The 1,946-nt window shown below is 66.5% G+C and carries 2 protein-coding genes and 1 pseudogene; 2 read left to right on the plus strand and 1 reads right to left on the minus strand.

Going from position 1 to position 1,946, the window contains the following annotated elements:
- A pseudogene (locus tag PGX04_RS29345) lies at positions 1-300 on the minus strand (molybdopterin synthase); the annotation flags it as partial.
- Between the two features lie 144 nt (positions 301-444).
- Here PGX04_RS29345 and PGX04_RS29350 point away from each other — a divergent pair.
- Together PGX04_RS29350 and PGX04_RS29355 are read left to right on the plus strand one after the other, a co-directional pair.
- Positions 445-1,491: a CapA family protein gene (locus tag PGX04_RS29350; protein ID WP_273741722.1), complete on the plus strand. Its 1,047-nt coding sequence runs from the start codon at positions 445-447 to the stop codon at positions 1,489-1,491.
- A 124-nt stretch (positions 1,492-1,615) separates the two neighbouring features.
- Positions 1,616-1,946 (plus strand): amino acid kinase family protein (locus tag PGX04_RS29355; RefSeq protein WP_465263856.1); only part of this gene is annotated, 331 nt, incomplete at its 3' end.

Below are 1,946 nucleotides of genomic sequence, written 5' to 3' on the forward strand. Positions count from 1 at the left end.
GCGAAGCGTCGGCGTGCCGATGACGACCGCGTACTCGCAGTCGGTCGCCAGCCTGTCGAGCGCGTCACCGACCGACAGCCCCGTCCCCGATGCGAGCCAGTCGCCGTCGACCCCGAGGTCGTAGGTGACGTCCCCGCCGAGCGTGATCGATTCGCGCGCCTGCGCGCCGTCCGCGATCGTCGCGTCGTACCTGACGACCCCGACGCGGCCTCGCTCGGAGAGCCGATCGACGGTTCGATCGACGACCACCTCGAGCGCGTCGCCGTCCGCTCCCCCGTCGCGAACACCCAGTACGTGCATGTTCGAACGATAGGGCGGTTGGGATTTGTAGCTGTCGCCGGAAAGTCCCACCCGGGAGAGCCAGTCCGTTCTGGTACCGTGCGACGGAAAACAGGTCGTGAACGAGTGGCCCGGGATTTTGGGCGTACACCGCAAACGTTCGATATGCCCTTCCGAATCGGCTTCACGGGCGACGTGATGCTCGGGCGAGTCGTCGATGACCGCCAGCGCAGCCGATCCGTTGCCGCCGTCTGGGGGACCGTCCTCGAGCGACTGCGCTCGCTTGACGGACTCGTGATCAACCTCGAGTGCGTGCTCTCGACGCGTGGCCGGGAGTGGCAACGTACTCACCGACCGTTTCACTTCCGGGCCGATCCCGACTGGGCTGTTCCTGCGCTCGAGCGCGTGGATGTCGATATCTGCGCGCTGGCGAACAACCACGTCCTCGACTACGAGGACGTCGCGCTTCGGGATACCCTCGCGGCGCTCGATGCGGCCGGCATCGCTCACGCGGGTGCAGGCGAAACGATCGGCGAGGCCTTCGAGCCCGCGATTCGGACGGTCGGCGGCTCCAACGCCGGCGACGGTGAACCGAAACCGAACGCGGACAGCGACAGTGGACTCGACGTGGCGGTCGTCTCCGTTACTGACAACACGCCGGAGTACGCGGCCGACGAGGACTCGCCGGGGACGGCCCGGATCGAGATGGATGTCAACGATTCGGACTCGCGGCGGCTCGTATCGGATTCGCTCGAGCGCGCACGTGAGACAGAGCCCGATCTGCTGGTCGCCTCGCTGCACTGGGGGCCGAACATGGTGACGGAACCGCCCGAATCCTTCCGAGAGTTCGGCCGCTGGCTGGTCGAGGAAGGCGTCGACACCGTTCACGGTCACAGCGCTCACGTCTTCCAGGGGATCGAAATCCACGAGGGAAGCCCGATCATCTACGACGCGGGAGATTTCGTCGACGACTACCGAGTCGACGACGAATTGCGGAACGATCGGAGCTTTCTGTTCGTCCTCACGGTGGCGTCCGACGGGCAGCCGACCGAACTCCGATTGCAGCCGACCGAGATCCACGACTGTGCAGTCCACGAGGCAAGTCAGGCGGCCGCCGCGTGGTCTCGCGAGCGGATGCGAGAGCTGTCCGCACCCTTCGGTACCGACTTCGACCGCGACGGCGACGCGCTCGTCTGCTCGCTCGAGACGTAGGCAAACGACCGGCCCGGTTGCGTCGGCAACGGACGTGTTCGGTCCGGCACTCGAGGGGTGTGTCACCACGCCATCCGGGCAGTTGGCAACCCTTAAGATAGCAACTCCGTTACACCGGTGTAGTATGAAAGTGGTCGTCTCTATCGGCGGGAGCGTCCTCGTTCCCGAACCCGGCGGGGATCGGGTCGCCGAACACGCTGCCGTCATCGAAGAGCTCATCGCGGAGGGCTGTCGGATCGGTGCCGTCGTCGGGGGCGGCGGCGTGGCTCGCGAGTACATCTCGGCCGCTCGAGAGCTCGGCGCGAACGAGATCGAACTCGATCAGCTGGGGATCGACGTGACGCGGCTCAACGCTCGGCTGCTCATCGCGGCGCTGAGCGAGGAGTCCGTGACCGCACCGGCCCTCGATTACGAGGACGCGAGCGAGGCGCTCCGCCGGGACGACATCTGCGTCA

It is taken from the genome of Natrinema soli, assembly GCF_028618695.1.

Excerpts from the sequence above, each read along its gene's own strand:
- PGX04_RS29350 (WP_273741722.1), top strand. The coding sequence starts at position 445 with ATGCCCTTCCGAATCGGCTTCACGGGCGACGTGATGCTCGGGCGAGTC.